Source organism: Kordia sp., assembly GCF_045105435.1.
GTDB lineage: Bacteria > Bacteroidota > Bacteroidia > Flavobacteriales > Flavobacteriaceae > Kordia.
In genome coordinates, this window is sequence record NZ_JBGCDL010000411.1 from 1 (window position 1) to 4,511 (window position 4,511).

The 4,511-nt window shown below is 34.3% G+C and carries 3 protein-coding genes and 1 pseudogene; 2 read left to right on the top strand and 2 right to left on the bottom strand.

Annotated features, from left to right (window positions below; genetic code table 11):
- On the bottom strand, positions 1-2,204 hold a 2,204-nt coding region (locus AB8B65_RS20785), incomplete at its 3' end, for an amino acid adenylation domain-containing protein (protein WP_405303198.1).
- A 598-nt stretch (positions 2,205-2,802) separates the two neighbouring features.
- On the opposite strand from AB8B65_RS20785, the gene AB8B65_RS20790 reads away from it, so the two are divergent.
- Complete coding sequence (locus AB8B65_RS20790; RefSeq protein ID WP_405303199.1) at positions 2,803-3,552, top strand: DUF6438 domain-containing protein; 750 nt, start codon at positions 2,803-2,805, stop codon at positions 3,550-3,552.
- Here the strand turns inward: AB8B65_RS20790 and AB8B65_RS20795 are convergent.
- Positions 3,549-4,196, bottom strand: coding sequence for a protein-L-isoaspartate(D-aspartate) O-methyltransferase (locus AB8B65_RS20795; RefSeq protein WP_405303200.1), 648 nt, complete (start codon positions 4,194-4,196; stop codon positions 3,549-3,551). The two genes, AB8B65_RS20790 and AB8B65_RS20795, sit on opposite strands and share 4 nt — an antisense overlap.
- 202 nt (positions 4,197-4,398) lie before the next feature.
- On the opposite strand from AB8B65_RS20795, the pseudogene AB8B65_RS20800 reads away from it, so the two are divergent.
- Positions 4,399-4,511: pseudogene (locus AB8B65_RS20800) on the top strand (gfo/Idh/MocA family oxidoreductase); the annotation flags it as partial.

Genomic DNA, 4,511 nt, shown 5'->3' on the forward strand with positions numbered 1-4,511 from the left:
GCAAATTCGGTTTCAAATTCTAAATGTTGATTGGTCATTCCGGATGCAGCTGCGGAAGTTCCCATACCAGTTCCATAATTTTCTAAAGCGATCAAAGCTTCACTTATTACTTTTTCATCACGATTTAATCCAAGGTATAAATTGGTCGTCCAAATAATAGCTTCTTGCGTTTCATCATTATATGCATCGCCGACAATTCCTTTGGTGGCACTTCCTGTTTGCAAAACTTTGCTATACGGATTTCTTCGATTATCATTCACCATCTGCATCACTTCTTGCACTAATAAACTCTTATCTGTTACACTCCATGCACTAGCTTTCGCTGCTTGAAATGTAGGATGACTAGATTGTATATGCGATTGAAAAGTTGCCAGAGAATCGCTAGCTATATTGAATTTTTTCTTCGCCATAGCGCCATTTATTGTATCATTTCCAATATTGACAATGTGATTTGCTAATGTATTTGGCGTTGGATTTTCATAAATTGCTCGTGCAGCTAATTCTATTTCTAACATATTAGACAGTCTACAACTAAACTCTAAAGTGCTCAGTGAATCCAACCCAAAATTCTCAAATGATTCACTTGGAGTTATACTATCCGAGTCTGTTATGTTTAGTATGGAAGCAACTTCTCTTTGAATGGTAGCTAAAACCGAAGTGCTTTTTGTATTAATTGCTTTTTTGTGTGATTGAATACTTTTATTTTCTATGAAAGCAGCTAGTTTTTTTCGATCTAATTTATCATTCGGCAACAATGGTAATTTCTCAAGATATTTTATGACTTGCGGAATCATATATTTTGGTAATCGTTCAGACAGATACGATTTTATAGCGTCTTCTGTAATGTTTAATTCTTTCCCAATTACAACATATACAGCAAGTATTTTTTGACCAATTCCGCCTTCTATTACAGAAGCAGCAGCCGCTTTAATACCTTCCATGGATTCTAACACAGATTCTATTTCTTCAAGTTCAATTCGGAAACCTCTTATTTTTACTTGTTGATCTACACGACCCAAAAACTCTATTTCTCCATTTTCTAGTCTTCTACACAAATCACCTGTTTTATACAATCGTGTTTCTGGAATCGTTGCATTAGGAGAAATTTCAATAAATCGCGCTTTCGTTTTTTCATCATCATACAAATAACCGCGCGCCAATTTGCTTCCTGCCAAATGCAATTCGCCAGCTTCACCTGTTGGTAAAAGTTGCAAATTATCATCTAACATATAGGAGTTTGAGTTTCTAACAGATTTTCCAATGGTAACAATTTTGTCGTCCTCAAAAAGTTCTGTCATTGTAGAAAATACTGTGTCTTCTGTTGGTCCATAAAAGTTGAATACGCGTGCTATTGATTGTTGTGCAAATACTTGTTTTACCAACGAACGTTTCAACGCTTCGCCACCAAAAATAAGACAGGTAATACTTTCTGGTAAATTTGAAACCGTAAGCAAGGCTTGCACCGAAGATGGTACCATTACACAGGTTTTTACTTCGTTAACTGCGGGAAGTTGTAATAAATCCAATGCATTTTTGGCTAAGATTATTTTTCCTCCATATGCCAAGGATCCAAAAATTTCAAATACGGAAGTATCAAAACATACTGACGCTGCCGCAAGCATTCCGTCTAATTCTTCTGCTTTAAATATAGCTTTTACACTAGCAATCATTGCTACAATAGAAGCATGTGTAACGGCAACACCTTTTGGTTTTCCTGTAGATCCAGAAGTGTAAATAATATATGCCAATTCGTTTTCATTAGCATTCACTTTGGTACTTTTATGATTGCCTAAGCCATCCATATGAATTAACGCTGTTGATTGTCCGCATAAACTGGCAGTTTGTTCCGTATCAACAATAGTTGCAACCGCACGCGAATGTGTCAACATGTACTTGATTCTATCTTCAGGATAGGAAGGATCTAGAGGAACATACGCGCAACCAGCTTGCATGACTCCAATTAAAGTTGCGACCAATTCCCAAGAACGATTCATGCAAACGCCAACTAAAGATCCTGGCAAAACGTTGCGATGTTTGAGTTCTCCGGCAACTTCATCCACTTTTCCCATTAGTTTTTTGTAGCTGACACGATTTTCGCCATCGACAATTGCTATTTCTTGCGGTTTTAATTGCATTTGCTGTCTAATCAATCCGCAAATTGTAGCTTCTGGGTATTCATCAATATTTTGAATTAATTCATTCATATCATCTTTCTTTATTAATTAAGTTGTTTTTTAAAGTCAGATGGATTGTAGGGAAGTCCAATTAGTATTCAGCGATTGCTTAAATAGTAATTATAATTTTATTTTGGTGGGATGAATACAGCATTACATCAGTTCAGAATAAATCTATGACATAATTATTCCAATTCAAAATAATAAGTAAAAAACTATAAAAGATCGTATCGAGAACGGTCGAGTGCAAAACAGGCTATTCTCGGTACAAATTTCACTCATTTTCAATCGTAAAATTCACTCAAAAAGACGCGTTTTATGAAAATGTACAACGGGAGATTTTATTAGTACATAACAATCTTGTTGAAAGTACGTTGTTATATTTATGATGAGAATTTTATTTTTTTGTGCGTGGTTTATCTTGTTTCACTCTTGCTCAAAGCAAAAAAATACATCATACAAACCTACTATATTTACGAAAGTTGATCGTATTTCATCACTTTCAGAATTACAACAATTTGTGAAAAGTGCTGATTCCAGTTTGCATACCTTTTTATGTAAATCGCCTAAACTTTATGGTATGAACAGTAGTGATTTTGTCTTAACGTTCAAACATCGACTGGATTCTATGTTTCCTAATTTTACGTATATAAAAGAAGATTTTGATGGAAATGGATATACAGATTTAGTCGTAACGGGAGAATATTACAAAAACCAACTGGAAGTAATTGCACTAATGAATTCTGGGAAAGAAACATACACTGTAATCCCGTTAGACCTTAGAAGAGCAGAAGATTTTCCAACATATCCAAAATTGGTTTATAAAAATCAACTACCAGTAATCGAATTGTATTCTAGTCATAATTATGCTCCAGTTCAAGAGAATGGTATTTCCAAAAATACACTTGTCTACGAATTTGGCTCTTTTATAGATTATATGGAACCTTCAGAAACCTATCAAATTTCTAAAATTGAGTTTCGTGCCAATGGTTGTCATGGAGCTTGTGCTGTTTTTGAATTAGTTTTGAACGATGATTCGAATGCAACATTTAAAGCAGAACATTACAATTTTAGTAAAGAACCTATCACAGACTTTAATGACAAAGAAGGGTATTTTAAAACTACTATTGACAAAGAAAAACATGCGGAAATCTGTAAAATCATTGAATATTTACAAATAAAAAATCGGGAAGATCGATACTTTTCAGGAAGTTTTCATCATCCATCGTGTGTATTGAAAGTACATTTTAAAAATGGGTCAGCTAAAACCATTGATGATATTGGATTGGTCGGTTCTAATGGTCTGTATTATTTATACACTAAATTTTATGATTTACGCTTTAATCAAGATTGGAAAAAAGTTGATTCTTTAAATTAGTTTTTATCTTCCAACATCGGCACAAAACGAAATTCTCCAAATTCTTTTTTAGAAAATTCTTTTTCGGAAGTCCGAACGAACAATGTCATAATCTGTGCTTTATTATTTTCTCCCACAGGAATCACCAGCTTTCCTCCTATTTTTAATTGTGCCAATAACGGTTTTGGCACAAACGGCGCGCCGGCGGTTACGACAATTCCGTCAAAAGGAGCTTGGTCGGGTAATCCTTTGTAACCATCGCCAAAAATAAGTCGTTTTGCTCTGTAACCAAGTTTTGGTAAAAACAGACTTGTACGCTTAAATAGTTCTTTTTGACGCTCAATACTGTATACTTTTGCGCCTAATTCGAGCAACATTGCCGTTTGATAACCACTTCCGGTACCAATTTCTAAAATTTTTGCGCCTTTTTCTATTGCTAGTAATTCAGTTTGAAAAGCAACTGTATACGGTTGAGAAATGGTTTGATCGGCACCAATAGGAAAGGCTTTATCTTGATATGCATGCGCTTCAAAACTCGAATCCATAAACAAATGGCGTGGAATATTACGAATACCTTCCAATACTTGTTCATCCGTAATTCCTTTGTTAGCAACAACTTGTGCCAACTGGTTTCGCATGCCTTTATGTTTAAACGTGTCTTTCATCTGTTCGCAAAAATAACAGTATTTTTTATCTATCAATAGAAATAAATCATTAAAAATACAATTTGTTGACTACGAATGTATTTCCCACAAAATTATCCGTTTTCACAAAAAAACTTAAAAAATATAGGATTCCCAAAGAATTGTTTGCTATAAATCTTAGCGTTTTAGAAAAATAAATTATTTTTGTGCAAAACACTTTTTTATGTTAAAAGCTGGAGTTTTAGGTGCTGGACACTTAGGAAAAATTCATCTTCGTTTATTACAACAATCTTCTAAATACGAACTTGTCGGTTTTTATGACGCTAATCCCGAATA

What these genes read in the sequence shown, in the direction of transcription:
- AB8B65_RS20790 (WP_405303199.1), top strand. Translation starts at nt 2,803, where the DNA reads ATGTTTCCTAATTTTACGTATATAAAAGAAGATTTTGATGGAAATGGA.
- AB8B65_RS20795 (WP_405303200.1), bottom strand. Translation starts at nt 4,196, where the DNA reads ATGAAAGACACGTTTAAACATAAAGGCATGCGAAACCAGTTGGCACAA.